This window comes from Carnobacterium sp. 1290_CSPC (genome assembly GCF_001053265.1).
Lineage (GTDB): Bacteria > Bacillota > Bacilli > Lactobacillales > Aerococcaceae > Aerococcus > Aerococcus urinaeequi.
On the sequence record NZ_JVVG01000024.1, the window covers coordinates 58,968 to 85,373 of the forward strand.

At 39.9% G+C, this 26,406-nt stretch carries 24 protein-coding genes; 4 read left to right on the forward strand and 20 right to left on the reverse strand.

From position 1 onward, the window contains the following. The first annotated feature begins 300 nt into the window (after nucleotides 1–300). Nucleotides 301–1,842 carry an Nramp family divalent metal transporter gene (locus AC973_RS01760; RefSeq protein WP_048726500.1) on the forward strand — a complete coding sequence of 514 codons (1,542 nt, stop codon included), beginning with the start codon at nucleotides 301–303 and terminating at the stop codon, nucleotides 1,840–1,842. 70 nt (nucleotides 1,843–1,912) lie between these two features. Here the strand turns inward: AC973_RS01760 and AC973_RS01765 are convergent, their stop codons facing one another. The 12 genes from AC973_RS01765 to AC973_RS01815 all read right to left on the reverse strand — a co-directional run bounded on the left by AC973_RS01765 (nucleotide 1,913) and on the right by AC973_RS01815 (nucleotide 15,893). After that, nucleotides 1,913–2,227, reverse strand: a complete 315-nt coding sequence (locus AC973_RS01765; protein WP_048726504.1) for a nucleotide pyrophosphohydrolase — start codon at nucleotides 2,225–2,227, stop codon at nucleotides 1,913–1,915. Then, the gene (locus AC973_RS01770) at nucleotides 2,217–3,932 is read right to left on the reverse strand and encodes a DUF2075 domain-containing protein (RefSeq protein WP_082148211.1); all 1,716 of its coding nucleotides are present in this window, start codon (nucleotides 3,930–3,932) and stop codon (nucleotides 2,217–2,219) included. The genes AC973_RS01765 and AC973_RS01770 overlap by 11 nt, the downstream gene beginning before the upstream one ends. 135 nt (nucleotides 3,933–4,067) lie before the next feature. Next, nucleotides 4,068–4,517: a hypothetical protein gene (locus AC973_RS01775; RefSeq protein WP_048726507.1), complete on the reverse strand. Its 450-nt coding sequence runs from the start codon at nucleotides 4,515–4,517 to the stop codon at nucleotides 4,068–4,070. 19 nt (nucleotides 4,518–4,536) lie between these two features. Then, nucleotides 4,537–6,084 (reverse strand): VWA-like domain-containing protein, encoded by a 1,548-nt coding sequence (locus AC973_RS01780; RefSeq protein ID WP_053083812.1) that lies wholly within the window; start codon nucleotides 6,082–6,084, stop codon nucleotides 4,537–4,539. Nucleotides 6,085–6,114: 30 nt separating this feature from the next. Beyond that, nucleotides 6,115–7,314 (reverse strand): AAA family ATPase, encoded by a 1,200-nt coding sequence (locus AC973_RS01785; RefSeq protein ID WP_048726513.1) that lies wholly within the window; start codon nucleotides 7,312–7,314, stop codon nucleotides 6,115–6,117. A 225-nt stretch (nucleotides 7,315–7,539) separates the two neighbouring features. After that, complete coding sequence (locus AC973_RS10085; protein ID WP_286131725.1) at nucleotides 7,540–7,668, reverse strand: hypothetical protein; 129 nt, start codon at nucleotides 7,666–7,668, stop codon at nucleotides 7,540–7,542. Between the two features lie 433 nt (nucleotides 7,669–8,101). Then, on the reverse strand, nucleotides 8,102–9,673 hold the full coding sequence (gene rny / locus AC973_RS01790) for a ribonuclease Y (protein WP_048726515.1): 1,572 nt from the start codon (nucleotides 9,671–9,673) through the stop codon (nucleotides 8,102–8,104). 227 nt (nucleotides 9,674–9,900) lie between these two features. Further along, nucleotides 9,901–10,992 (reverse strand): recombinase RecA, encoded by a 1,092-nt coding sequence (recA, locus tag AC973_RS01795; protein ID WP_016897626.1) that lies wholly within the window; start codon nucleotides 10,990–10,992, stop codon nucleotides 9,901–9,903. 89 nt (nucleotides 10,993–11,081) lie between these two features. Further along, complete coding sequence (locus AC973_RS01800; RefSeq protein WP_048726518.1) at nucleotides 11,082–12,308, reverse strand: competence/damage-inducible protein A; 1,227 nt, start codon at nucleotides 12,306–12,308, stop codon at nucleotides 11,082–11,084. Between the two features lie 114 nt (nucleotides 12,309–12,422). Next, nucleotides 12,423–13,001, reverse strand: coding sequence for a CDP-diacylglycerol--glycerol-3-phosphate 3-phosphatidyltransferase (pgsA, locus tag AC973_RS01805; protein WP_048726521.1), 579 nt, complete (start codon nucleotides 12,999–13,001; stop codon nucleotides 12,423–12,425). 89 nt (nucleotides 13,002–13,090) lie between these two features. After that, nucleotides 13,091–15,514 (reverse strand): DNA translocase FtsK, encoded by a 2,424-nt coding sequence (locus tag AC973_RS01810; protein WP_048726524.1) that lies wholly within the window; start codon nucleotides 15,512–15,514, stop codon nucleotides 13,091–13,093. A gap of 1 nt (nucleotide 15,515) precedes the next feature. After that, entirely contained in the window at nucleotides 15,516–15,893 is a 378-nt protein-coding gene (locus AC973_RS01815; protein WP_048726527.1) for a DUF1033 family protein, read from the reverse strand. Between the two features lie 192 nt (nucleotides 15,894–16,085). Here AC973_RS01815 and AC973_RS01820 point away from each other — a divergent pair, with 192 nt between their 5' ends. Together AC973_RS01820 and yidC are read left to right on the forward strand one after the other, a co-directional pair. After that, nucleotides 16,086–16,364: an acylphosphatase gene (locus AC973_RS01820; RefSeq protein WP_016897631.1), complete on the forward strand. Its 279-nt coding sequence runs from the start codon at nucleotides 16,086–16,088 to the stop codon at nucleotides 16,362–16,364. 90 nt (nucleotides 16,365–16,454) lie between these two features. Then, on the forward strand, nucleotides 16,455–17,381 hold the full coding sequence (gene yidC / locus AC973_RS01825) for a membrane protein insertase YidC (protein WP_048726529.1): 927 nt from the start codon (nucleotides 16,455–16,457) through the stop codon (nucleotides 17,379–17,381). 141 nt (nucleotides 17,382–17,522) lie between these two features. Here the strand turns inward: yidC and AC973_RS01830 are convergent, their stop codons facing one another. The 7 genes from AC973_RS01830 to gndA form a co-directional block, all read right to left on the reverse strand. Beyond that, a complete protein-coding gene (locus AC973_RS01830; RefSeq protein ID WP_048726533.1) occupies nucleotides 17,523–18,740 on the reverse strand; it encodes a cobalamin-independent methionine synthase II family protein in 1,218 nt (405 codons plus the stop codon). 248 nt (nucleotides 18,741–18,988) lie between these two features. Continuing rightward, nucleotides 18,989–20,767 (reverse strand): pyruvate oxidase, encoded by a 1,779-nt coding sequence (gene spxB / locus AC973_RS01835; RefSeq protein ID WP_048726536.1) that lies wholly within the window; start codon nucleotides 20,765–20,767, stop codon nucleotides 18,989–18,991. Nucleotides 20,768–21,179: 412 nt separating this feature from the next. After that, entirely contained in the window at nucleotides 21,180–21,344 is a 165-nt protein-coding gene (locus AC973_RS10005) for a hypothetical protein (protein WP_225968907.1), read from the reverse strand. Between the two features lie 19 nt (nucleotides 21,345–21,363). After that, on the reverse strand, nucleotides 21,364–21,528 hold the full coding sequence (locus tag AC973_RS10010) for a hypothetical protein (protein WP_225968908.1): 165 nt from the start codon (nucleotides 21,526–21,528) through the stop codon (nucleotides 21,364–21,366). Between the two features lie 149 nt (nucleotides 21,529–21,677). Further along, nucleotides 21,678–23,201, reverse strand: coding sequence for a sensor histidine kinase (locus AC973_RS01845; protein ID WP_048726538.1), 1,524 nt, complete (start codon nucleotides 23,199–23,201; stop codon nucleotides 21,678–21,680). Further along, the gene (locus AC973_RS01850) at nucleotides 23,201–23,908 is read right to left on the reverse strand and encodes a response regulator transcription factor (protein WP_048726540.1); all 708 of its coding nucleotides are present in this window, start codon (nucleotides 23,906–23,908) and stop codon (nucleotides 23,201–23,203) included. Before AC973_RS01850 ends, AC973_RS01845 begins: the two co-directional genes overlap by 1 nt. A gap of 44 nt (nucleotides 23,909–23,952) precedes the next feature. Then, nucleotides 23,953–25,386: an NADP-dependent phosphogluconate dehydrogenase gene (gene gndA, locus AC973_RS01855; protein ID WP_048726543.1), complete on the reverse strand. Its 1,434-nt coding sequence runs from the start codon at nucleotides 25,384–25,386 to the stop codon at nucleotides 23,953–23,955. A gap of 241 nt (nucleotides 25,387–25,627) precedes the next feature. Between gndA and AC973_RS01860 the strand changes: the two genes are divergently transcribed. After that, on the forward strand, nucleotides 25,628–25,798 hold the full coding sequence (locus tag AC973_RS01860) for a MerR family transcriptional regulator (protein WP_225968909.1): 171 nt from the start codon (nucleotides 25,628–25,630) through the stop codon (nucleotides 25,796–25,798). A gap of 70 nt (nucleotides 25,799–25,868) precedes the next feature. On the opposite strand, the gene AC973_RS01865 is transcribed toward AC973_RS01860, so the two are convergent. Further along, the gene (locus tag AC973_RS01865; RefSeq protein ID WP_048726550.1) at nucleotides 25,869–26,363 is read right to left on the reverse strand and encodes a thiol peroxidase; all 495 of its coding nucleotides are present in this window, start codon (nucleotides 26,361–26,363) and stop codon (nucleotides 25,869–25,871) included. Nucleotides 26,364–26,406 lie beyond the last annotated feature (43 nt).

The following is a 26,406-nucleotide window of genomic DNA, read 5'->3' on the forward strand; positions in this document are numbered from 1 at the left end:
ACTCGCTTTATCTTTTTTTACGTTATCTTTTTCCTTTACTTTTTACGTATAAGGTCGTGACAAAAAGGTCATCCCTTCACTTTTCCTAATCTCTGTTATTTTACCACATATCTGGCGACTTGTACGAGTATGGCCTTTGTCTATATAGGTGAAGAAAGTTTAGCTAGCCAAGCCATCCCCTAACCATTTGTGGTTTTCTTATGTATTTATTTTAGGTTACCCTTATTTTTATATTTACCTTTACCTTTTATAGGCGTATACTCTGTTTGCAAAAGAAATTTTCAAAGGAGACGGTAGCCCATGGCAGAAGAATCAAGTATAGAAAATAAAAGAAAAATCAGCGATCTTTCATTAAGTGAAATAAACGGAACAGTTGAAGTCCCAACCGGTAAAGGATTTTGGCGGACACTCTTAGCCTATTCCGGCCCAGGTGCCCTAGTTGCTGTTGGTTATATGGATCCAGGCAACTGGTCAACTTCCATTACTGGGGGGCAAAATTTCCAATACATGCTGATGTCTGTGATTTTACTATCATCACTTGTGGCCATGCTACTTCAATATATGGCAGCCAAACTAGGGATTGTCACCCAAGAAGATTTGGCCCAGGCCATCCGCTTACGGACCGATAAAAAACTAGCTTTCATCTTATGGATCATTACAGAATTGGCGATTATGGCAACTGATATTGCAGAAGTTATTGGGGCAGCCATTGCCTTGTACCTCTTATTCAATATTCCCTTACTCATTGCTGTTTTCATTACGGTCTTAGATGTCCTGCTCCTATTATTACTTGCCCACATTGGATTTCGGAAGATTGAAGCCATTGTCGTTTGTTTGATTTTTGTTATCCTATTCGTATTTGTTTATCAAGTGGCCTTATCAAATCCAACTTGGTCAGCCATTATCGCATCCTTTGTTCCAATCAGTGATGTCCTCCAAACCAGTCCAGCTGTCAACGGGATGACACCGCTAGCCGGTTCTCTAGGCATTATCGGTGCGACTGTCATGCCCCACAACTTGTACCTACATTCCGCTATTTCACAAAGTCGGAAAATAGACCACGCGAATCAAGATCAAGTAGCGGCTGCAGTACGGTTTACCATGTGGGACTCAAACATTCAATTAGGGATCGCCTTTGTCGTCAATGCCTTACTACTTGTCATGGGGGCTGCAGTTTTCAAAACTGGCGCCGTTCAAGACCCGTCATTCTTTGGTTTATATGAAGCCTTATCTAATCCAGAATTTATGGCCAATTCTGTCTTAGCAGATTTAGCGTCAAAAGGTGTATTGGCCACATTATTCGCCGTTGCACTACTTGCTTCCGGTCAAAATTCAACTATTACAGGGACCCTAACCGGCCAAGTTATTATGGAAGGTTTTATTGAAATGAAATTACCGCTTTGGGCTCGTCGATTAATTACCCGTTTAATCGCCATTATCCCAGTCGTATTGAGTGTTATGTATACCAGCCAAAAAGGGACCGTTGAAGAGCATATCGCCTTGAATAACCTGATGAACAATTCCCAAGTCTTCTTAGCCCTTGCCCTACCATTTTCAATCATTCCCTTACTCATGATTACCGACGCTGAAAAAGATATGGGTCATCGCTTTAAAAATACCCTTATCGTCAAAGTTTTAGGTTGGGTATCTGTCATTGGTTTAACTGTTTTAAATATGCTTGGTTTACCAGATGAGATCTTGTCCTTATTCGGTGACAATCCAACTGCTGGGCAAATTTCCTTAGCCCATGTTCTAGTTATTTTAACTATGGCCTTCATCCTATCCTTACTCGTTTGGACCATCATTACCTTATATAAAGGTAATAAGGCCTTGGTAAAATAAACACTTATATATAAATAAAATCGCGACCAATCTTGAATGAGGCTGGTCGCGATTTTATTTATAATTCAGTCTATTTACTATTATTATTACGGCTTTTTTCAACTGGATATTTTTCCTTATTTTTAATCAACTTGCGCTCGATAATGTCATCAATATCCAAGTTTAAATTGTCCGCCAACATGTAGGCATAAATCAGCACATCCGCTAATTCATCTTTAATAGCGTCCAAATGCTCAACACCCTCGGCTGCCGTTTTCCACTGGAAGATTTCCAGTAATTCCGAGGCTTCCAAAGTGATTGATAGGGCTAAATCCTTCTCATTGTGAAATTGTCGCCAGTTTCGCTCATCCCGAAATTGATTGACCTTGTCCATACTAGATGTCATCCTGCATTGCCTCCACTTTCATTTTCTGTAATTTCCGCTTCAAATTGTCATTGACTGCATAGATGGCCAAGCCGTAAATCCCCCGCTTCATCAATACGTTGATTGAATTCAAGATGATCTGCTCTTTAGCAGCCATGGCCTCCTTGTGACTGACAAAACGATTAGCACCGCTGTACCCGCCCGTATCTTGATATTTGCTTGGATCGATGGTTAATCTTTCGGTCTTAAAATCGTAATCAATCGACGGTCCAAGAACAATCCCCACATAGTTTAAATCAAATCCCTGGACTGTGTAAATGGACCCGACTTCATTGATGGTTTCTGGCCGCTCTGACCAAGTCACCTTACTATCTGTCGTATTCCAAGGCAGGTTGATGCCAGCTTCATCCACTAGGTAGACGTCGCCATTCTTCTTATGGGCAAAATCAAAGGTGGACACAATTCGTGACAATCCCTTATCCGCATTCTTTTGGTAGATATAATCTTTAAAGGCGATTGGATCGTCGAAGATCTTGAATTCAAAGTGGTCGTCAGAAGGCGGAAGTGGCGTCACTTTTTGCCCAACAAAATCATTCACCCAATTCATGACTACTGGTGAGGCATTCATACGGAACTGGTCGGTCAAATGGAATTCGTCGGCATCGTATTTCTTCAAAATAGTCTTTAAATCATCCGCTTGCCACTTACTCTTGACCTTCAGGAATTGCTTTTCATCAAAAATTAGGACGGCAACCTTGGCCTTGTCCATGATGGCGTCTAATTGGTTTTCGCCGTGGAAATTGTTGTAGGCATCCGCTTGGCTCAACAATAAATGGCCTTCATCAATCAAGACAATATCCGCTTCCTCTACTTTTTGATTATTGATGAAAGTGGTCGGTTTAGCGAAATCCTTCTTCTTCAGGTAAGGCAGTGATTCTGAGATTTGCTGGTAAGTTTTCAACATTTCCGAATGGTTGACCAATAAGAAGTTTTTAGTCCCCGCCAATACGGAATGACTTTGCCGAGCCTCTTCTTGCAAGGTATTGAATAAGGATGACAAAATAACACTCTTACCCGTTCCAGCTTCACCGTGAATGACATAGACTTTCTTTTTGACGGCTTTTTCTTGGTGAATATCCTGCATAACTCGCTTGCAATAATCGAGGATATTTTCTTTTAAAGCTCGCTGTGGTTCAGACAGGGTTTTAAAGGGCGATAATTTATAGATATCTCGATTTTTAAGGTTATCAGTTGTCTCCTTGGCCAAACCCTCACGCCGTAAGGATTCCCAGATGTCCTCAAATAAATCATCGTCATAGAAGGACTTTTGATAATAATTGTGCATGGACAGGTTGGCCGTTTGGCTGATATTTTGCAAGGAAAATTGGTTGTCCGCAATAAAATAGTTAATTAAATTAGTTTCAATATTAAAGGTCGCCGACTGGTTAAAGGTTTGGTGGCCAATAAACAGGGCGTCCGTTAAGTCTTTACGTGCCTTATTTTTTAAATGGTCCCGCATCCGGTTGTGGATATGAACTGTCTGGCCGATATAGGCTTTAGGCCGAGATTTCGTCTCCTTATCTTGGTGCAGGATATAGACAATTGGGTAATCTTCAATATATAAGGTATGCATCTCCCGGATGTCATCGAGATCAAACTTTTGACGCTCTAAAACAATCGGTTGTAAGCTGTCTTGCTTTTCCATCCGCTTCCCCTCACTCATCATATTCTTACCTCCATCATGCGCCAAGACAAATTGAAATGCAACCCAAAATGATAGATAGAAAAGCTGACAAAGTGCACATCCAATGTGACATGACTTAGTCAGCTTTTATATTCGTTAGTATTTTTACACGAGTATTCATGCAAATTCCGCTAATAATGCTTCTTGCTGAATTTTTAATTCTGGTATATCTTGGCCGATTAATTTATCCCACATAGATACTTGACTACCCGTGCGGCTGATCATGGATTCTTTAGCTGTATTGGCTAAGTCAGCCCGCTTGATGATTTCATATTTTGTCCATGCATTGGCTAGGAATTGGTCGTCCATGTCACTTGAAATCCCTGTTTCCATTCTAAAATGGTTGCCCTTTTGCAGGAGGTTTAACTGGTTCATCTGACTTGGAAACATGTCTAAATAGCCATTGGCCACAATATAAGCTGCAATTTCTTCGTCAATTTGTTTGAAATTAAATTGAAAGGGAATGTTCAACTGTTTAAAGGTGGTATAGGGAATATCTTTTACCATAGGGGCGTAGTCACCCATTTGCGCCTTTACCAAGGCTTTCTTGATTTTGATGGTATCCATTTGAACCTCCTAGATATAATCACTGTCTTGGTGACTGATTGGGGCGTTTTTTATGGTGATGCAAGACATGTCGGTTATACCGCTCGTCCGCTTTCAGATATAAAACTTTTCCGCCACCATCTGTAGATAGCGGTGAGGAATCCCCCACTTCCGTTTCAGTCAGTACCCAATACATATTGGTAAAACCGTAGCGTTCAAAGTCGTCGTCTCCATAGCCGTCTGTGAAATAAATGGCTACCGTATCTTCATTGGTAAAGCCTTGTTCATGTAGCCACTGGTAGGCCGGTGCGAAAGAAGTCCCCCCGCGACCCACAAATTCCATATCTTTCAAAGACTGGAAGGATAAGGGCTTAGCGTATTGGACTGTCGTATCCACATGAACAACCCACACTTCTGCATGCAAGGTCTTTTGAATATTGGCCAATTCACCTAGGGAATAAGCTAAAGCCTCCTCATTTTGTGAGGCTGAGGTATCAAAGAAGGCCACCAAGCGGCTGGCAGTATCTAAAATTCGGCCCGGTAAATCTACCCGGTGCGGTTGCCGGCGGTTCATCCGGTTTTTAGACATTTTATAAGGCACTAATGACGTCCCCATGCCTCGTTTAATCACGTCCCGCCAGTTTAAGGCCCGTTGTTTGGTGATTTGGTCGATGTGGACCTTGACTTCACTGGATAATTTCAACCTTAATTCTTCAGTCATCTGACTATAAGAATCTTTGATCAGCCCGTTCATCAATTTTCGGTATAAGTCCGCGTGCTGACTGTTTGGGGTTATCGGCTGCATGGTCCGGTTGTTTTTCATTTCCTCTTTCAATTGTTTGGCCGAGTCAATCCGCAATTCTTCCGCCTTATTAGGATCGAAATTGCCGGCTAATTGGCTGTACAAGTCGTCCATTTGCCCAGACCCAAGCATCTTATTGAAGGTCGATTCTGTTCGGTTGTGCCCCTGTTTTTTTGGGTCGTTTTTGACCGCTTTTAACTCATTATAATAGTACAAGGTCCCTGCTTTAGGCAAAATGAGTCTATTTTCTATAATATGCTTGACCCATTTCAAGGTCACCACCGTATCAGGTAGGTCATCCACATACTGGTTCACCTCAGCTTCCATAGCCACGCTCATGACTTTAGCTGATTCCTCATCTTTAAAAGCCCAATCATACTCAACGATATGCCCAAATAAAACGTGGTAACACATCTGTCTAATGGCCGCTAGCATCCCCTCAGGCGTTTCATAATAAAGGTAGAATAGGATTGGATTAATGGTCATGACCAGGTCTAAGCCACGGAAACCAATGGTAATAGGTTTTGCTAGTGATCCATTCATCTCTCGGTCGGTATGGAAGAGAATCCCCGCAAAAAGTACATCTCTTACACCCTTTTGCGAGTCTTGATTGTTCATAAGGGTGGCCGTCAAAATCCCCAACAATTGATTTTGAGCGTCAGCAAATTTCTCATAGTCCTCGTATTGACCATGGTTTAGAAAGGTTATATAAGCAATTCTCATTTTCCGAAAGGTCGACTCGATATTTTCAAATTCAAAGGCGGAAAATAATGCATTCTCACTCACTTCGGCACCCTCTTTCTTCCTAATTATTGTTTATGGGTTGGCGTTCACAGCCATAGTGATGTCAAACGTTTTCTCCACAAAGTCAGGGTGCTGGTTCAAGGCCTTGTAGAAATTCGACATAGCTGAATCATCCGGCCCGTCATGCATTCGTTTGATTAAAATATAAATTTCATCCGGTTCAGAAGCGACGAAAATGTCTGTATAACGGCTGATTAGATGCTTGTCTTCAATCAAATTCGGTTGGTTAACGATATAATCCGTTAAATCTTCAATTACCCGTTTACGACGCACAATTGGCATCGCTCGGTAGCGGTCAAGGATGGCTTGGTCTAAGTCCGCCCCCTGCGCTTGGACAATTTCCGTTGGTTTAATAAAATCTGTTTGCTGCTGTCTCAAGAAAGTCACAAAAACTTGACCTGCTTCGTCCCCGATATTCCCCTCGATTCCTTCAATCAAGAATTCAAGGTAGTCATCCGTTAGGTGATAAATATCATGACCCGCATCTTCAAAAGCGTACAGGAGGTTAGATAATCGTTCATAGGCACGTGGGGTTGGGTTTTTATCCCTTGTTTCATCAATGACAATGAAATATTGACGGCCATCGGCCTGCAAGAATTCAGTGATCAAAGGATGTATCATGGTCCGACTTGGATTACTTGTGCGTGTCTTTTTGGCAAAAGAGGTAACCCAATCTTCTAAGTTGGCACCCATTCGAATCCGCATGGTCCGATCATTAATAGCCATGTCACGGGCGTTTGTAGCATATGAAGTGTTCTCAAAACCTTCCACATCACTAGATGGGTTTTCTGCGGTAATAATCACCACATTATCCGGTAAGGCCTGGCCCATCAAGTTACGTTGTAGGACCAGGTTCATCAATTCCCCTTGCACCATGGCGATTGGCCGGTTAAATTCATCCAAGAAAATAATGACTTTGCGGTCTGGATTGGCTTCTGCTTCTGTAATGGCCCCTTGAATTTGGGGATTTAAATAGTACTGGATATGGTCTTCTTTAGGCACTGGCATGGTCAAGTCACCTGGTTGCAGTAATGAACAGGTAATTTCAAAGTAACCAAAACCGTTATGTTTGGCTAAGTCACGCACCATTTGGGACTTCCCAATTCCACCGTGGCCGACAATATTTGGCACAATATCTGTATCTTGCGCCAGTATTAAATTTAGCCCCTTATATACAGCAGTATAAGGTAAACCAGCAACTCTATCTGTCATAATCTATTCACACCTTCTGTATTCATCGTCTCTTTTTATTATACGAGATTCCGTTCGTAAATCTACCTATTTCCACATATTTCTTTCTGTTGAAGTCTTTAGAAATACATGATTGTATTCAATTAATCCTGTATTATAATCCTTTATTATTGGTGACCTAGCCAATGAAAAAGGATTGATGTCATAATCACAACATCAATCCCTATACTTGTCGCTTGTTGGCATTTATGACTTGTAGACGTCTCGCAGTAAGTCATTGGCAAAGTCTGCTTGGCCTTCTAAATAAGCCACTTGTTGTTTGAGTGCTGTAATCTCTGCTTGAAGACTATCGATTGTAGTATCTTTAGTAGCCAATTGGCTGGCTATTTGGCTGTCAACTATTGCGGTTGCCTGATGGTTAGCAATTGGCGCAGGTTCTGTTAAAACTTGCGTGTGACTTTCGTCAATACTTTGCCCACTTGGCAGTGATACACCAACCGGTGTAATTGTTAGCTGATAATTTTCGTTATATAGGGGGTCAAAAGTCAGTATTACCGATGTTTTTCAAAATAGGCCCATTAGGTATATTAATTGGTCAGGCTTTGGTCCATCACTTCAAATTGAAATGACATTTGTCACATCTTTTTTTTAAAACAATGCAGAGCTAAAATTGTACGTTTTTTATTGTCATACACTGTGAATAGAGGTTTTCTCAGGTAGATTTATCCTTGATATAATAATTTTTATTGGCCTTTATCAACAAAAATGGACCAACTAAAAAGGAGCATTTGCATGCTCCTTTAGTAAACTATTTTGCGTAATCAACTGCTCGTTTTTCGCGTATCACGATTACTTTAATTTGTCCTGGGTAATCCAGTTCATTTTCAATGCGTCTTGAAATGTCATGTGCTAATTCAATTGCTTTTAAATCATCTACTTCATCTGGTTTAACCATTACACGGATTTCTCGTCCGGCTTGAATTGCGTATGCATTATGAACGCCGTCATAATCTTTGGCAATAGCTTCAAGGCTACGTAATCGTTGGATGTAGTTTTCTAATGATTCACTGCGGGCACCTGGTCGTGCTGACGAAAGTGCATCGGCGATGGCAACTAAGCTAGCGATAACACTTGTTGCTTCAACGTCACCATGGTGGCTAGCAATGGCGTTAATAACAGTTTCAGGTTCTTGGTATTTGATAGCAAATTCCGTACCAATTTGTACGTGAGACCCTTCTACTTCATGATCAACGGCTTTACCGATATCATGCATTAGACCAGCGCGTTTAGCCAATTGTACGTCTTCACCAAGTTCTGCTGCCATTACACCAGCTAATTTAGCAACTTCAATACTGTGATTCAAAACATTTTGACCGTAACTTGTTCGGTAGTATAAGCGACCTAATGTTTTCACTAAGTCAGGGTGAAGAGAATGAATACCTAAATCAAAAATAGTTTCTTCACCGATTTCTCTTACTTTACTATCCATTTGTTTACGAGCTTTTTCAACTGCCTCTTCAATTTTGGCTGGATGGATTCGTCCATCTCCAATCAATTTATCTAAAGCGATTTTTGCAATTTCACGACGAATCGGATCAAATCCACTTAATACGACAGCTTCAGGTGTATCATCAACAATCAAGTCAATTCCGGTTAAGGATTCTAATGTCTTGATGTTTCGTCCTTCTTTACCAATGATACGACCTTTCATATCGTCATTTGGTAAGTGAACAACTGTAACTGTAGATTCTGTAACTGTATCCGCTCCAGAGCGTTCAATAGCTTGAAGTACAATTTGTTTTGCAACTCGATCTGCCGTGTCATGAGCTTCTTGCTCTGCCTTCTTAATTAATAAGGCTTTCTCATGAGCTAATGTATCTTCCATCTCTTTTAGTAATAAGTTTTTGGCATCTTCACGAGACATAGCTGCTACATTAACTAAAACTTCATTTCGTTTTTCAATTAATGCGTCTGCTGCTTTTTCAGTCTCAGCAACCTTTTTCTTACGGTCACGTAGAGATTGTTCTTCATTACTTAATTTATTTTCTTTATCAGAAATAGATGCATCCCGTCTATCCAATTTTTCTTCTTTTTGGTTTAAACGGTCTTCTTGTTTCTTAACTTCACTACGGCGATCTCTAACTTCACTATCTACTTCATTTCTATACCGTTGCAATTCTTCTTTTGCGTTTAAGATAATTTCTTTCCGCTCAGATTCTGCGCTACGTTTAGCATTTTCAATGATTCCTTGTGCGGTTATGTGAGCTTCATCTTTTTCACGTTCTTGTTCTTGTAATAAAGACTTCTTCCCTACATAAACGCCACCCAATAGACCAACAATTAAAGCAATGATAGCGAAGGCAATTTCAGTAAATCCCATAGTTTCACCTCCGTATCTATTTAATTGTGTTCTTTTTTCGTAAATATTAAAATATTATAAAACATGCATTACATGCACATAAGTTCATTTTATATTTAAGTGGAATGAATGTCAATCAAGTCGGCAGTCAAAAGCATGATAGCCTTTTCAAAGGAGATGGCAAAAAATACCTTTCCCATAGTGATTCAATGGGAAAGGCATGGTGGTTATCTATTTAAAAATAAATTTTATTCTGTTTCTTCTTCAAACGATGCCACTTGTGCTTCATCATTTGCTTCTAAGGCCGCTAGTTCTTCTTCGCTTAATTTACCATTTTGGCCAAAACCGAAGTGTTGACGAACTTGTCCATCAATGGTTTCACGAATTTCTGGATTTTCACGTAAGAATTGTTTTGCATTCTCACGACCTTGACCGATACGGTCTTCACCATATGAATACCAAGAACCAGACTTGTTAATAATATCTAATTCAGCTGCCAAGTCAACTAGTTCACCCTCTTGAGAAATCCCTTCCCCATACATGATGTCAACTTCTGCCACTTTGAATGGTGGTGCTACCTTGTTTTTAACAATCTTAATTTTAGTACGGTTACCGATTGCGCTACCGCTCTCTTTAATTTGTTCACCACGACGTACTTCTAACCGTACAGTAGAGTAGAATTTCAAGGCTCTACCACCTGGTGTTGTTTCAGGGCTACCAAACATTACCCCAACTTTTTCACGAATTTGGTTGATAAAGATGGCGATTGTTTTCGTTTTATTGATGGTACCTGATAATTTACGTAATGCTTGAGACATTAAACGGGCTTGAAGGCCGATATGAGAGTCACCCATTTCACCTTCAATTTCGGCACGTGGTACTAAGGCTGCGACTGAATCGACAACGATGATATCAATGGCACCTGAAGATACTAAAGCGTCAGCAATCTCCAAACCTTGTTCACCAGTGTCTGGTTGAGAAAGCAGTAACTCATCAACGTTTACACCTAGTTTAGCTGCATATTCAGGATCTAGCGCATTCTCAGCATCGATAAAGGCTGCAATACCACCACGTTTTTGTACTTCCGCAATTGCATGTAATGAAACAGTCGTTTTACCAGATGATTCTGGTCCGTAGACTTCAATAATACGACCGCGTGGGTAGCCACCAACTCCTAAAGAAATATCCAATGTTAATGAACCTGTTGGAACAGTAGAAATTCTAGTATCTCCACGTTCACCCATTTTCATGACTGAGCCTTTACCAAAGTTACGCTCAATTTTTTTCATTGCATCGTCTAATGCTTTTTGACGGTTGCTATCGTTTTTATCCATAGTCATGCGTAAATCCTCCTAAATGTTCTCTTGCGTTTCCTTTATTTTATAATTATTTTGCTGAATAAGCAAGAGAAAAGCGAACGAATGTTCTATTATTTTTTAATGATATCAAAGTAAGCTGAATAGACTGAACGATATTGAATATTTTGACGACTGCCTCTTAATGCTGGTGTTAAAACTTTAGTTTCTTGGCCAGCTTCTGCGATACCAATATAGACAGTCCCCACTTCTTTCCCTTCCATGTCATCCGGTCCAGCGACACCTGTAAAGGATATCCCAAAGTCAGATTGATATAGGTCTCTTACGTTTTCTGCCATTTCAGTAGCTGTTTCAGCACTCACCATGCCATAAGTTTTCAGCGTTTGCGGTTGGACATTTAATACATCAGCTTTGGCTGTTTCTGTATAAGTGACGGCTGATCCGTGTAAGACTTTTGAAGCTCCTGGGGCATCGACAACTTTTTTAGCTGCCAGTCCACCAGTGAAACTTTCAGCGAAAGCAATGGTCTGCTCACGGTCTATCAATTTCTCTACCAAAACTTCATTGATACCTAAGTTTTCTCCTTCACCTACATAATAGTCAGCTAACCGGTCGTTGATAGCTGTAGCCAGGTCTTCTAATAAAGGCTTGGTTTCTGCTTCATTTTTACCAGCTGCAGTTAGTCTAACTGTTACCATGAAATTTCCAAAGTAAATGGCTACTGTTGGATTTTCTTGACTCATAATCAAGTCATCAATAGTGTCAGCTAATTGCGATTCACCGATACCAAAATAGTGCAGGTATTTAGATGTTAGTACGATGTCATTTTGGTATTGGTCTAGTAAATAATCAGCTACATAATGGTTGAACATATGCTTCATTTCAGATGGTGGTCCTGGCAATAGAATATAGGTATGGTTATCATGTTCAATCGCTGTACCAAGCGCTTGCCCTACATCATTGGGGAAAGTATGCCCTGCTTGAAAAGTCAGCCCCATAGCCAGATTGTTTTCAGTCATGATTCTGCCTTTAAAAGTTGCTTTGATGGTTTCCATCCCCACTTCATCGTGAATGAGTGGTTGATTTAAGTAAGCTGAAATAGTTTGTTTGGTTAAATCATCTCGGGTAGGGCCTAAACCACCTGTATAAATGATGATATCCGACCTTTGTTCAGCCTGAGCGGTCACCTTCTTTAACCGTTCAGGGTTATCGCCAATGACCGTTTGTACGTAATGGTCAAAGCCTAATTCATTCAATTTTCGTGCAATAAATTGCGCATTTGTATTCGCGATTTGTCCCATTAATAATTCTGTTCCGACAGCTATAATTTCTACTTTCATTCTTTTCCCACCTATTAGTATATACGTTTTATTTATGCGTTTGCGCATAGTGATTCTTGTATATTATAGAACAAAAAAGAGCCCGGTAAAAACCGAAGCCCTTAAAAATTGTGTTTATAGTCCGTCTGAAAAGACGGAAATATTTTTAACGAAGTAGTCTACACCTGAATAGATGGTAAAGACTAATGCAAGATATAGTAGGATTTGCCCGATTGAAAATGGCAAGAATCCTAAGGGGAAATCCCCGATTAACAAGAAGATAATGGATAGCATCTGGGTGAATGTTTTCAATTTCCCAGCACTCCCAGCCGCCATGACCGTCCCTTTTTCCACTAGTAATAGGCGGAGTCCGGTGACAGCTAATTCGCGCATGATAATGATTGAAACTAACCATGCTGGTGCTAAATCGATACCAACTAAGGCGATAAAGGCTGTTGCAACGAGCATCTTGTCGGCTAATGGGTCGGCAAATTTACCGAAATTAGTGACAAGGTTGTCGCGACGTGCGATGTAACCGTCTAGCCAGTCGGTGAATGATGCGACTGCGAAAATGATGGCTGCCACCACATATTGCCAGTACCACTGACTGCCGAGTACTTGTGTACCATCTCCACTTGCTGGGATAGATACGAAAATCATGAAGATTGGAATCATGATAATCCGAATGATGGTTAATTTATTTGGTAAATTCAAATAATCCCTCCTAGTTGACTGTCTGCTATGTTAATTATAGTATAGCATTTTTTGACTTGGAAAATGTGTGCATCGGCCTATTACATAACCTACTCGGTTGATTTATCGCCGTTTTCTTGGAAGATGTTAACTGTACGTGGCTTAGAACCTTCTTGTGGGCCGACAATTCCGCGTTGTTCCATGTCATCTACTAGACGAGCTGCACGGTTGTAACCGACTCTAAATTGACGTTGTAACATAGAAATCGAGACGGTTTCACGGGTTTTAACAAATTCTAGGACAGTATCCCACATTTCATCTAAATCTTCGCCTGGCGCTGATTCGTTAGCCTCACTTGGCATCATAGATTCGACATAATTTGGCTCTTGTTGGTCTTTTACAAATGAGACCACATGTTCCACTTCGTCATCTGTGATAAAGGCCCCTTGGACACGAATTGGTTTCGACTCGCCCATAGGTAGGTAGAGCATATCTCCTCGACCCAATAGTTTTTCGGCACCGTTTTGGTCGATGATGGTTCTTGAGTCAGTTCCTGAAGATACGGCAAAGGCGATTCTTGACGGTACATTGGCCTTGATAATCCCTGTAATAACGTCAACAGATGGCCTTTGTGTCGCTAGGATCATATGAATACCAGCTGCACGTGCCATTTGCGCTAGCCGGGTAATTGCGGCCTCAACTTCTTTAGAAGCGACCATCATCAAGTCGGCTAACTCATCTACAATCACAACGATATAAGGTAGGGTCGGATGCGCAGTACCTTCATTAAGGTTTTCTTCATGAACAAAGTCATTGTAACCGTCAATATTCCGTTGGCCCGAAGCAGCAAACAATTCATAGCGACGTTCCATTTCTTGAACGACTTTTTGTAAGGCTTGAGCTGCTTTTCTTGGATTGGTTACAACTGGTGTTAACAAGTGTGGAATACCGTTATATATCGATAGTTCCACTTTTTTAGGGTCGATCATCATCAATTTGACTTCATTTGGCTTGGCCTTCATCAAAATGGATACGATAATCCCGTTGATAGCGACTGATTTACCAGATCCTGTAGACCCAGCAACCAATAGATGGGGCATCTTGGTCAAGTCTGCTGAACGAATGTTTCCTGAAATATCTTTTCCTAATGGGACTTCCAACACTTTTCCCGATTGCAGTTGATGCTCGAAAGAATCACGGAAGGAAACTAAGGATACGTCTTGATTGGGCACTTCAATCCCGATAAAGGATTTACCTGGAATTGGCGCTTCAATCCGGATATCTTTAGCAGCTAGTGATAAGGCGATATCGTCGGCTAAACCAACAATCTTACTTACTTTTACCCCAATCGCTGGCTGAATTTCATATTTTGTTACAGCTGGTCCCAAGTTAGCCTTAGTGACTTTGGCATCCACATTAAAGCTCTTGAAAGTCGCTTCAAGTTTACGGACATTTTCTTTAATGACAGAGTATTCACCACTTTGGTCTGTCGCTTTAATTGGTGTCAACAAGGTGGCTGGTGGTAACTTGTACTCTGGATTTTCTGGCTCTGCAGCCATATCCATGACAATATCTTTACCGTCATCTGGTTCAGTATCGACATCTTGGTCATCAGTGGCTGGATTAGCTTGCATATTTACTTGTTCATCCTTGTGTAATTCATCAGCTTGCGTGCCAATTTCAAGAGAAGTTTGTTCGATCCCAGCTGGATGGTTGCCTTTACTCGCACTGGCGCTTGGCCCAACAATGACTACATCTTCGTCGTCTGTATCCACTTGTTTTGGTTTAATGCGGTTGTTGCTTTCTAAACTGTCTTGGTCTTCACCAGACTGCTTGCCTTTTTTAGCAGCTTTACTTCGGCTAGCTTTTTGTTTAGATTGGTCTGCCTTATATTTTTCCCGGTCCTCACGGTAACTTGAAAATTGTTGCTTCGTTGTGTCCCAGAATTCACTTAACCACTTAAACACCACACCGGAAATGGACTGAAGCCCTTCGATTAAATCTAACCAGGTAATACTGAACAGGTAGCACAATAGAATCATTAAGGCGATGCCCACAAAAATATAGGTCCCCAACTGACTTACTGTGTAGAAGGTAAAGGTATATAATAAACCACCTAAAAGCCCACCACCTAATGGTTGACCGGCACCTTCAGCGGTAAAATTGGCGATAGCCCGTTGCCAAGTCACCTCTAATACAGATGCATCACTGGATAAGGCGATGGCTAGATAATCCCAAGCGTGCATTAATATGGCTAGGATAGGTACTGCCCAAATCACCGTGTTCATGATTCTACCTAAAACTAATGGTCCATGCCCTGTCACAAGCACCCAGCCTGTGAAGATAATTTCAATAATAAATACAGGAACGGCTAGTCCCCCAACAAAAAATTCCATCAGATGCATGAATAATCGCCCCAATGCACCAAGTTCTAACACTCCAATAATGGCGAAAAATAATGAAATCCCAGAAAATAATTGCATGCGGAATAGCTCTTGTTGTTTCTTAGTCCGTCTTTTCTTTTTTCTTGCCACGCTAACCCTCCTCTTCTAAAAGATTTTTATCGCTCGAATGGCGATTGATATTGTCTAAAATACTGGTTAATTCTTTGACGCGTGCTTCACTTAAAGCTTGTTGGTTCTCATAAAGGACTAGGCTATGGTAGACTTGTTCATCATTGGCACAAGGTTCACACCAATCCGTTTCACCCGGTTGCCAGAAAGCGCGCATCCCTTCTACTCGGCTACGCGTCTTCGAAAATAAGCCCTGCATTTTTAATGATTCACCTTGAAAAATAAGTGCTGCTTCCTCTAAGCTGTCAGCCGTTTCAACAGCGACGACATGCTCATGCCAGTCATCTTCAAACCACCATGGCTCGTCAAATCCATCTATTTGATATACTTGGAAACTCATCTTCTTCACTCTCCAATCAGCACCCTATTATACCAAACTTACGATCGATTTTCATCTTGGTGACGTTTTGACCTAACGCAAACAAAGCACTTCATTTTAATAAAAATTCCATTCAAAATCAGTACTTAGTCTGATGTTAATCGACATAATATCTAGTATAATTAAAGAAGCATAATGAAAGAAGGGATATTTATGAAAACAAGTAGAATTGTTGTAACCGGACGTGTGCAAGGTGTAGGCTTTCGTTATTTTACGGAAAGAATCGCCAAGAGAATGAAAGTTGCGGGAACTGTGGAGAATAAGAACGATGGATCAGTAGAAATTCTTGTTCAAGCAGATGATGCAACCTTGCGCGCTTTTATTGAAGAAGTCAAAGAAATGCCGGAAAACCCATCCGCCCATGTCGACAATATCCAAGTCGTTGAAACCTTCAATAGTGAGGAAATGGTGAAATTTCGCACGGTTTATTGAAATAGCCTCCTAAATTAGCTACAATAGTAACGTTAGTCAAGACACTTAAACAAGAATCAAATAACTATATAAATTAAAGGACGTGAAGTATTGTCAAGCCGTTTAAAAAATAAACGCCTATCGCTAATTTTGCTAGTGATGTCACTCGTGGTATTTTTGGGTGGATGTGCCAATCCAAATAATCCAGATGGTTTTATGTACCGCTTAACAGTAGAACCGATTGGTCAACTTATCGTATGGATTGCTGATCAGTTTGCTGGTAACTACGGAATTGCTATTATCATTATTACCATTGCCATTCGTATTATTCTATTGCCACTTACCCTGAACCAGCTGAAAAGCTCAACGCGTCAACAAATTAAGATGGCTGCTTTCCAACCATACTTAAAAGAAATTCAAGAACGTCAAAAAAATGCCACAACGCAAGAAGAGAAAATGGCATTAGCGACTGAACAACAAGAATTCATGCGCGAAAATAACGTTTCTATGTTTGGTGGTATGGGTTGTTTACCATTATTACTACAATTACCAATCATCTCTGGTTTATACACTGCTATCCGCGTGAGTGAACCAATTGCCAGCTCTGAATTCTTCGGTATCTCACTTGGGGAATCTCATATGGTATTAGCCGTTATCACCATTGTAATGTACTTGATCCAATCATTCATTACCTTGCAAGGTGTGCCAGAAGAGCAAAAAGCACAAATGCGTTCTACCCTATTCATGACACCAGTTATGATGGGATTCATCGTATTTACAACACCAGCCGGATTAACACTTTACTTCTTAGCAGGTGCCATCTGGTCAATTCTACAATCATTATTTACAACTTTCTACTTCAAGCCAAGAATCCAGGCAGAAGTTGATAAAGAAATGGCTGAGAACCCAATCAAGGTGAAGAAGCCTTCTAGCGGCCGTAAAGATGTGACTGATTCTGTTAAGAAAGAACCTACAAACAAACGCCTAACAATTAATGACAGCAAAACAAACCGTAATGCTGGCAAACAACGTAAATAACAACTGATAACACAGTAAAAGCCCTCTGACTTTGCGTTTTATACGCTAGCCAGAGGGCTTTTCTTATGCTATTAAAAAGTGCATAAAAGGGTTTGTGACAGCTCTGCCACAAACCCTTTTTATATAGCTAAATAACTCGATTTATTCTCCGTAGAAGTGCTTAGAAGCGATTGCTGCACCTTCTACAAGGGCTTCTAATTTAGCCCAAGCGATTTGCTCGTGTAAACGTCCACCTAAACCACAGTCAGTTGAAGCAACGACGTTTTCTGGTCCAACGATTTCACCGAAACGGATTAAGCGTTCTGCGATTAATTCTGGATGCTCAACCGCATTTGTTGAATGTGATACTAAACCAGGAATGATGTATTGGCCTTCTTTTAAGCGACCCGCTTTTTCCCACACTTTCCATTCGTGCGCATGACGTGGACTTGATGCTTCAAAAGTAAATCCTGCTGCATTTACTTCTAAACATTGGTCAACGATGTACTCTAATGGAATATCTGTTGTATGTGGTCCATGCCATGAACCCCAGCAAATATGTAATCGAACTAAAGCTGGATCGATACCTTTTAAGGCACGGTTAATAGCGTCAATACGTAATTGTAACCATCTTTGGAAGTCTTCAACTGATGGCTCTGGGTTGATTTGGTCCCAAGCTTCAGCCAAGTCTGGCGCATCAATTTGAACGATGAAACCAGCATCTGTGATTGCTTTATATTCTTCATGTAATGCGTCTGCTAAATCATTTAATAAGGTTTCTTCATCACCATTGTAGTAGTTATCTTGTAGACGAGCAGCTGAACCTGGAGATACAGCTGCAATAAAACCTTTATCTAAGTTATTTTTAGCTAGTGAAGCTTTTAAGAAATCTACGTCACGTTGTACTTGGTCATGACCAACGTAAGTCACTTTATCAGCGAAAACTGGGTTCCCGACAGCTTTACGTTTACCTAAAACACCTGAATCTGGATCTTCATAGGCAGCTGAGAAAATTGCACGGTCACGACGGTCAGGAAATGAAGTTAATTTAATGTTTCCTGGTGTTGAACGAACTTTTTCAGGGTTTGCCCACCGGTCTTGGTCAGTCATTTCTAAACCACCTAACCGATAGAATGAGTAGTTCCACCAAGCACCAAAATCTACTGGACCAGATGTGATATGACCATATTCACCATCATTTACAATGTCGATACCAAGTTCTTTTTGTTTTGCAACAACTTGATCCACTGAATCTTGGATGATTTGATTGTATTCTTCGTCTGAAATTTCATTTTTTGCACGACGGTCATTTGCCTCTAATAATGCTTTTGGACGTGGTAATGAACCTACATGCGTGGTTAAAATTTTCTTGTTTGTCATAGCTAAAACCTCCAACTTGTTTAAATAAATTGTAACACATCTACAAAACTATTATGTCTCGATCAAAGTATCGAAAAACTATCAAGCTTGATTAGGAAATTTTGAACACGATGGTTGGAAATATGGTCCAAATAACTATTTTTGCAAGAATTCTATATAAGCAAAAACAGGCTGGGAAGAGCCCCAACCTGTTCTTATCTCGTCTGAATATAATAAATCTTAGTTACTAATCTAATGTTATCAAATGATTATTTGATGTATTTAGATTCTAAGCCTTCAGCTTCTAAGTACTCTCTGAATGGTACTAAGTTAGCAGCTTCGTAACGTTCTTTGTAAGCTTTGATTTCGTCTTCGCTGTATAGTTTTGAATCCAATTTCAATGTTTCTACAGGGATTGGACGGTCTTGAGTAATCTTACAGTCGATAACTACAGTATGACCTGCTTTATTAGCTGCAACAGCTTCAGCCATTACACGGTCCATATCTTCGATACGGCTTACAGTAAATCCTTTAGCACCTTGTGCTTCAGCGATTTTAGCGTAGTCAACATCTGTAAAGTCTACACCGAATAAGTTTTTGTTAGTGTCTTCATATTTGTTTTTGATGAAGGCATATTCAGTGTTAGAGAATACAACGTTGATTACAGGCATGTTGTAACGTACGTTAGTTACTACATCTGGGTAAGTCATAGAGAAAGCACCATCACCGATGATGTTCCAAACTTGACGATCTGGGTAAGTGTTTTTAGCACCTAAACCACCAGGGATAGCGATACCCATTGTCGCGAATAATGGAGAAGTTCTCCACATGTTTTTAGGTGTCATGTGTAAATGACGAATAGATGTTTGTGTTGAGTTACCAACATCAATTGAGTAAATTGCATCTTCATCAGCATGGTTGTTGATTGCATTGTACACTTGGTAGAATTGCAAGTCGCCTTCTTCTTTAGTTTCTAACATGTTGATGTACTCACGCCAGTTAGCGATGTTTTTCAAGTTAGCTGTCCACCATGCTGACTCTTCAACAGCGTCAACTTTGTTTAAGATTTCGTCGATTGTTAAACCAGCATCACCTAAGATAGCAACATCAGCGTGGTGACGTTTACCTAACATAGCTGGATCAATATCGATTTGGATAAAGTTATCCACGTTACGGAAAGTACCTTCAACCTCTGAGAATGGGAAGTTTGAACCAGCAAATAATACTGTATCTGCTTCTAAGATAGTTTCGTTAGCTGGTTTCCAACCTACACGGTAAGTAGAACCTGTTAAAGCTTCAAAATCATACTCGAAAGTTTCAAAGTTTTTACCAGTAGTGATAACTGGCGCTTTGATTTTACGTGCTAATTCTTGAACTGCAGGACCGTGGCCCATAGTACCAATACCAGCGTAGATTACTGGACGTTTAGAGTTGTTTAACAATTCAACTGCTGCGTCGATATCTTGTGCTGCTGGAGCGATTGGTGCATATTTACGTAAGCTGTTTGCAGATGAGTACCATTGGTCGTTGTCGATTTCAACTTTAGCGAAATCACCAGGTACTTCTAGAACTGCTACACCACGTTTAGCGATAGCCATACGAGCCGCTTCGTCAACTAATTTTGGTAATTGCTCAGCGTAAGCTACACGACGGTTGTAAACTGCAATGTGGTCGTACATTGGGTTTTGGTTTAATTCTTGGAAAGCGTCCATGTTTAACTCGCGTTGTGGACGAGAACCTAAGATCGCAACTACTGGAATGTTATCCATTGCTGCATCGTATAAACCGTTAATCAAGTGAGATGCACCTGGACCACCAGAACCAACAGTAACACCTAGGTTACCGCCGAATTTGCTTTGCATTACAGCAGCCATAGCACCTACTTCTTCGTGTTTCACTTGTAGGAATTTAACGTTGTTTTCTTCTTCACCCATCGCGTCCATCAATGAACTTAAAGTACCTGAAGGAATACCATAAATAGTATCTGCTCCCCAAGATTCTAAAATCTTCATAACTGCTAAACCGATGTTAATTTTGTTATCTGACATTTAGATTACCCTCCATTTGATTTAAAAATATCACAATTGAAATAATAGCACTTAAAACAGCTTATTCCAATGAATTGCCACAAATATCCTTTGTGAGGTCGATAATTAGCCAAAAACACCCCTTTTTTAGTACAATATTGTTCAGTTTACAAAAAAATGGTACAATGGCTTAAATTGTACTAGTACAGTTTAAGAGGTAGAAATCCTTGTAAATCAAGAACTTTTAAAAAGTAACTACTAATAACACTACTACACAAGTTTACTGTTGCAAAATTAAGTAAATTCCCTTCCTTTTCTCACGATTAAAGTCAGTAAACTTTGTACATTAGAAAGTTAGTGAAGAATATCTTTATTGTATGTAATTATAAGGAATAACCAATGGCGGATATTTTTAGTACATTAATTCACATCGTTAGGGATAGACTATCCCTAAATGATCATGGCGCCCTTTTGGCGTAATAGGATGGTTTAACGTAGAAATCATTGTATTAGGTCCAATCAACACGTCGTTTCCAATATTCGCTTTAGCCATATCAAGAATTGTCACATTATAATTGGCTAGAAAATTATCGTCCACTCCAATATTAGCCCCACTATCACAAATTAAAGATAGGTGTCACAAAGGGTTCTTTCCCAACTTTGCCAAATAAATTGCGGATGCCCTCATCCAAGGCCTCCCTGTCAGAAGTATCTACACTATTTAATCTCTTACAACCTGCGATAGCTGCCAATTTTTGTCCATTGACCTCTTTGTCTAGCAAGAATAGGGTAGTCCTGCATCTAACTTTTCCATTTCTGTCATGCTTTCAATGTTCCTAGTCATCTTATATACCTACCTTTGTATTTAAAATTATCTATGTAGAAAAACAGAAACCTCACACTAGTTAGCGTAAGATTTCTGTTTACATGCTTATCTTTGATTTTTTTCGTCATTTGCTGCTTCTTCCAACAATTGATCAATTCGTTCACGATCAGCTGCTGAAATTTCGTCTAAGGTATTCAAGATTGGGAAGCGGACATGGAAAATAGACCCATTGCTCAGTTCACTCTCTACAAAGATAGAACCCTTGTATCCTTTGATTAATTCTTTCGCGATAGATAAACCTAGACCATTCCCTCCACGCTCACGCGACCGCGCCTTATCCACCCGGTAGAAGCGGTTAAAGATACGGTTTTGGTCTTCTTGAGACATCCCCTCACCGAAATCTTGGATGGCAATTTCAATATAATCAACGGCGTTGGTCGCAACAGAAATATGGATTTCCTGGCGATTAGTTGAATATTTGACAGCATTGTCCAATAAAATAATCAGGATTTGTTCAAGGTGGTTACGGTAAATCTGAATCTCATAATTACGACGCAAGTCATTTTCCAAGAAGAATTGAAAGTCTGGGTATAGGACCTTGAAGTTTTGGAAAACTTGATTAATCACTTCATTGATTAACGTCGTCTTATCGTAATACTGTGCATCAACCTGCCCTGCTCGAGATAAATCTAACATCTCTTGCACGAGGACTTTCATTCGTTCTAGCTCATTTACAGAGGCTGATAGCGACTCTTCAAGTATCTCTGGATCATCCTTACCCCAACGGTTTAACATGTTTAAATGCCCTTCAATGATGGCTACTGGTGTTCGAAGTTCATGAGAAACATCTTCTACAAAGTGAATTTGTTGGTCAATATACTCACTCGTTTGATCAAGCATCTGGTTGATACTTTCAGAAATTTCAGTGATTTCACCGCGGTATTCTGATACGTTCAAACGGCGGTCAGCAATATTATCTGCAGTGATGTTCTTTAAGAACCGCTTCATCTTTTGAATCGGTTGAATAAAGTAATAAGCTACACCAAGACCAGCGACAACGGCGATGACTAAATTAACCCCCGCCATAATGATCAATTCAGTTTGTTTATCAGATAATTGATTGGCGACTGTTTGGTAATCAAAGGTCGCAAAATAATACCCAATTTGGTCAGACCCATCATATAGTAATTGATAAGTCAGGAAGTCGCCAGTTTCATCCGATTTCGTTCGGCCTGTCGTTCTATTAGTTGAATAACTATCTACAGTAGTCCCTGAATTATAAACCAGGTTGCCATTTTCATTATAGACCTGGATTTTCACGTTATGTTCATTCAAGTAATCTTCTAATGAAATATTTTCGATGGCAATCCGTGATTGGAATCCTTCACGCACTTCTGAAGCTGGGCGCGACGCTAAAGAATTTAGATAGGTTTGTAAATACGTGTCAATTTGTGTAACCTCAGTCACATAGTTTTCTTCTAGCGCTCGTTGTTCTTGAATATTTGAAATGATGGGGCTCAAACTCAAGGCCAACCAAAACAAGCTAGATAAAACTAAGCCCCACTTCCAAATTAATGAAAATGGGTGCTGCAGTTTTGTTTTAAAATCATTTAAAACGCTATTAAACATTATTCTGGGGTCCTCATTACATAGCCCGTACCACGGACAGTTTGAATGTAACCTGGTTGACCATCTACATCGATTTTATTTCGTAAGTAACGAATATAAACATCTACCACGTTGGTTTCAACTTCAGTTGTATAGCCCCATACTTTATTTAATAATTCTGTACGAGGTAATACCACGTTAACGTTCTCCATTAACATCACCAATAACTCGTACTCACGTTTTGTTAAATCGATAATCTCTTCGCCACGGCGAACGATACGATTTTCTTTTTCAACAGAAAGGTCACGGAAAGTTACTTTCGTTTGTTTTCTGTGTTGTTGTTCTTCTTCGATATCAATACGACGAAGTAATGCACGAATACGTGCCAATAATTCTTCAATCGCAAACGGCTTAACGATATAGTCATCGGCACCGTGGTCAAAACCTGATACACGGTCAATAACTGAATCTCTAGCCGTCATGATGATTATCGGCACATCTGAAGTTGGTCGTAAACGACGACACACTTCAATTCCGTTAATCTCTGGCAGCATTAAATCTAACAAGATTAAGTCCCAGTCGCCTTCTTGGGCTTTCTCAAGCCCAATACGACCATCCTTAGCTAGTTCTGTTTCATAGCCCTCATGTTTAAGTTCTAATTCAACAAAGCGCGCTAAGTTTTTTTCATCTTCAACGATTAAGATGCGTTTTGCTTTTTCTTCACTCATAATTTCACCCTATTTCCTGCACAAATTCATGGGCAAGCCCAAAATTAAGCATCGATTTGTTCTTCTTTATCCCATAATAAGTGATAAGAACCTTCAGCATCAACCCGTTCATAAGTATGCGCACCAAAGTAGTCACGTTGTGCTTGAATGATGTTCGCTGGTAAAGTTTCTGAACGGTAGCTATCGTAGTAAGACAAGGCAGATGTGAAACCAGGTACTGGAATACCAGACTTAATTGCTTCTGCTGCTACTTCACGAGTTGCTTGTTGGTAGTCTTTAGCAATATCCATAAAGTATTCATCTAATAAGATGTTTTCTAAGTCAGCGTTGCTTTCGTAAGCGTCCATGATTTTTTCTAGGAAGCCTGCACGGATGATACATCCAGCACGGAAAATAGCTGCGATTTCTTTATAGTCCAAGTTCCAATCATATTCTTCTGACGCTGTACGGTATTGGTAGAAACCTTGCGCGTAAGACATGATTTTAGAGAAGTATAAAGCTTTACGAATTTTTTCAACGAAGTCATTTTTGTCGCCTTCGAATGCTGTATTTTCTGGTCCAGCTAACACTTTAGAAGCGCGAACACGTTGGTCTTTCAATGCTGAAATGTAACGTGCATAAACTGATTCAGTAATTGTTTGTAATGGTACACCAACATCTAATGCTGATTGAGAAGTCCATTTACCAGTACCTTTGTTACCTGCACGGTCCAAAATCACGTCAACCATTGGTTTACCTGTTTCTGGATCATGTTTTGTTAAAATATCAGCTGTAATTTCGATTAGGAAACTGTCTAATTCACCAGTGTTCCAATCTGCAAAATGATCAGCGATTTCAGTAACAGGTAGGTCTAAATGACGACGTAATAAATCGTAAGTTTCAGCGATTAATTGCATGTCACCGTATTCGATACCATTGTGAACCATCTTAACGTAGTGTCCAGCACCATTGGGGCCGATGTAAGTTACACATGGTTCGCCATCGCTAGGCGCTTTAGCTGCAATTTGTTTTAAGATTGGTTCAACTATATCATACGCTTCTTTAGGACCACCTGGCATCAAGCTAGGGCCTTTAAGCGCGCCTTCTTCACCACCAGAAACACCCATACCAATGAAGTGGATACCAGAACCGTCAATTTCGTTAGAACGACGAATTGTATCTTGGAAGAATGTGTTTCCGCCATCAATAATGACATCGTCTCTATCTAATAATGGCATTAATTGACTGATTGTTGCATCTGTTGCTTTACCTGCTTGTACCATTAATAAGATACGGCGAGGTTTTTCTAATGAATTCACAAACTCTTCCACAGTCTCAGTAAAAACTAAGTTTTTATCTGAATTTTCATCTACAACAGCTTTTGCTTTGCTGGTAGTACGGTTAAATACAGCCACCGTATATCCACGGCTTTCGATATTCAACGCTAAGTTCTTGCCCATTACGGCCATTCCGACAACACCAATATGTGCTTCAGTCATTTATTTTCCTCCTTAAGGTAACAACTTGATGATAAAACCTTCTCATATAGTATCAAATAATCTCATAATTTAAAAGTATCTCATCATAATCATAGTAAATTTAACGCTTATTTTTAGCGCTTATTCATAATTCATTTCTTATTATACCACTATCTTGAAAAATTTCATTTAGAAGATACTGGAAGAAAGCAATATCCTTTTGTGTTATAATGGTCGAGAATTAAAAATGAGGAGTATTGATATGCGTAAAAGTTCAAAGAAACATACACCAGAAAAACGTGGCTTCGATAAAATGTACAATAAAAAAGACAAGAAAACCGGTAAAATCTTTACTTGGATCATGTTAATCTTGATTCTATCATCAGTAGTCTTGTCCTTAGGATTTGCCTTATATAGCTATTTCGGTATGTAACAATTTGAATATACTGGTAAAAAAGGAGATGTGACAAAAGCGTCACACCTCCTTTTTACTATCTATTTTTTTACGCTAGTGAGTCAACTACTTGAATAGCACTTTCGTAATCTGGTTCGTTTGTTACTTCATTAACGATTTCTTTGTAAACAATATTACCTTCAGTATCGATAACGAACATTGCACGTGCTAATTTGCCTAATTCTGGTAAGAAGATACCGTAGTCTTTACCGAATGCTGCTGCATCGTTTAACATACGCATATCTGAATCATTTTCAGCTTTCCAGTTAGATAAAGATTCATCAGTATTCATTGATATTGTCGCAACTTCTACGCCCTCACCAGCTTGTTTAGCATAGTCGCTGATGCGGTTTGATTGGATAGAACATACAGATGTATCAATATCTGGTACAACGGATAATAAAAGTACTTTACCAGCAAAGTCCGCTTTACTTACTTTGCCACCATTTACTTCATTCACCTCAAAATCAGGTGCCGCTTGGTTTACTTCTAACGGAGTACCTTCTAATTCTACAACTTCGCCTTTAAATGTAACAGTTGGCATAATGTTAATTCCTCCTTTGATTGATTAGCTTTAGTCTATCACT

Excerpts from the sequence above, each read along its gene's own strand:
- AC973_RS01760 (WP_048726500.1), top strand. The coding sequence starts at position 301 with ATGGCAGAAGAATCAAGTATAGAAAATAAAAGAAAAATCAGCGATCTT.
- AC973_RS01765 (WP_048726504.1), bottom strand. The coding sequence starts at position 2,227 with ATGACATCTAGTATGGACAAGGTCAATCAATTTCGGGATGAGCGAAAC.
- AC973_RS01770 (WP_082148211.1), bottom strand. The coding sequence starts at position 3,932 with ATGATGAGTGAGGGGAAGCGGATGGAAAAGCAAGACAGCTTACAACCG.
- AC973_RS01775 (WP_048726507.1), bottom strand. The coding sequence starts at position 4,517 with ATGGATACCATCAAAATCAAGAAAGCCTTGGTAAAGGCGCAAATGGGT.
- AC973_RS01785 (WP_048726513.1), bottom strand. The coding sequence starts at position 7,314 with ATGACAGATAGAGTTGCTGGTTTACCTTATACTGCTGTATATAAGGGG.
- rny (WP_048726515.1), bottom strand. The coding sequence starts at position 9,673 with ATGGGATTTACTGAAATTGCCTTCGCTATCATTGCTTTAATTGTTGGT.
- recA (WP_016897626.1), bottom strand. The coding sequence starts at position 10,992 with ATGACTATGGATAAAAACGATAGCAACCGTCAAAAAGCATTAGACGAT.
- AC973_RS01800 (WP_048726518.1), bottom strand. The coding sequence starts at position 12,308 with ATGAAAGTAGAAATTATAGCTGTCGGAACAGAATTATTAATGGGACAA.
- AC973_RS01815 (WP_048726527.1), bottom strand. The coding sequence starts at position 15,893 with ATGAGTTTCCAAGTATATCAAATAGATGGATTTGACGAGCCATGGTGG.
- AC973_RS01820 (WP_016897631.1), top strand. The coding sequence starts at position 16,086 with ATGAAAACAAGTAGAATTGTTGTAACCGGACGTGTGCAAGGTGTAGGC.
- AC973_RS01830 (WP_048726533.1), bottom strand. The coding sequence starts at position 18,740 with ATGACAAACAAGAAAATTTTAACCACGCATGTAGGTTCATTACCACGT.
- spxB (WP_048726536.1), bottom strand. The coding sequence starts at position 20,767 with ATGTCAGATAACAAAATTAACATCGGTTTAGCAGTTATGAAGATTTTA.
- AC973_RS01845 (WP_048726538.1), bottom strand. The coding sequence starts at position 23,201 with ATGTTTAATAGCGTTTTAAATGATTTTAAAACAAAACTGCAGCACCCA.
- AC973_RS01850 (WP_048726540.1), bottom strand. The coding sequence starts at position 23,908 with ATGAGTGAAGAAAAAGCAAAACGCATCTTAATCGTTGAAGATGAAAAA.
- gndA (WP_048726543.1), bottom strand. The coding sequence starts at position 25,386 with ATGACTGAAGCACATATTGGTGTTGTCGGAATGGCCGTAATGGGCAAG.
- AC973_RS01860 (WP_225968909.1), top strand. The coding sequence starts at position 25,628 with ATGCGTAAAAGTTCAAAGAAACATACACCAGAAAAACGTGGCTTCGAT.
- AC973_RS01865 (WP_048726550.1), bottom strand. The coding sequence starts at position 26,363 with ATGCCAACTGTTACATTTAAAGGCGAAGTTGTAGAATTAGAAGGTACT.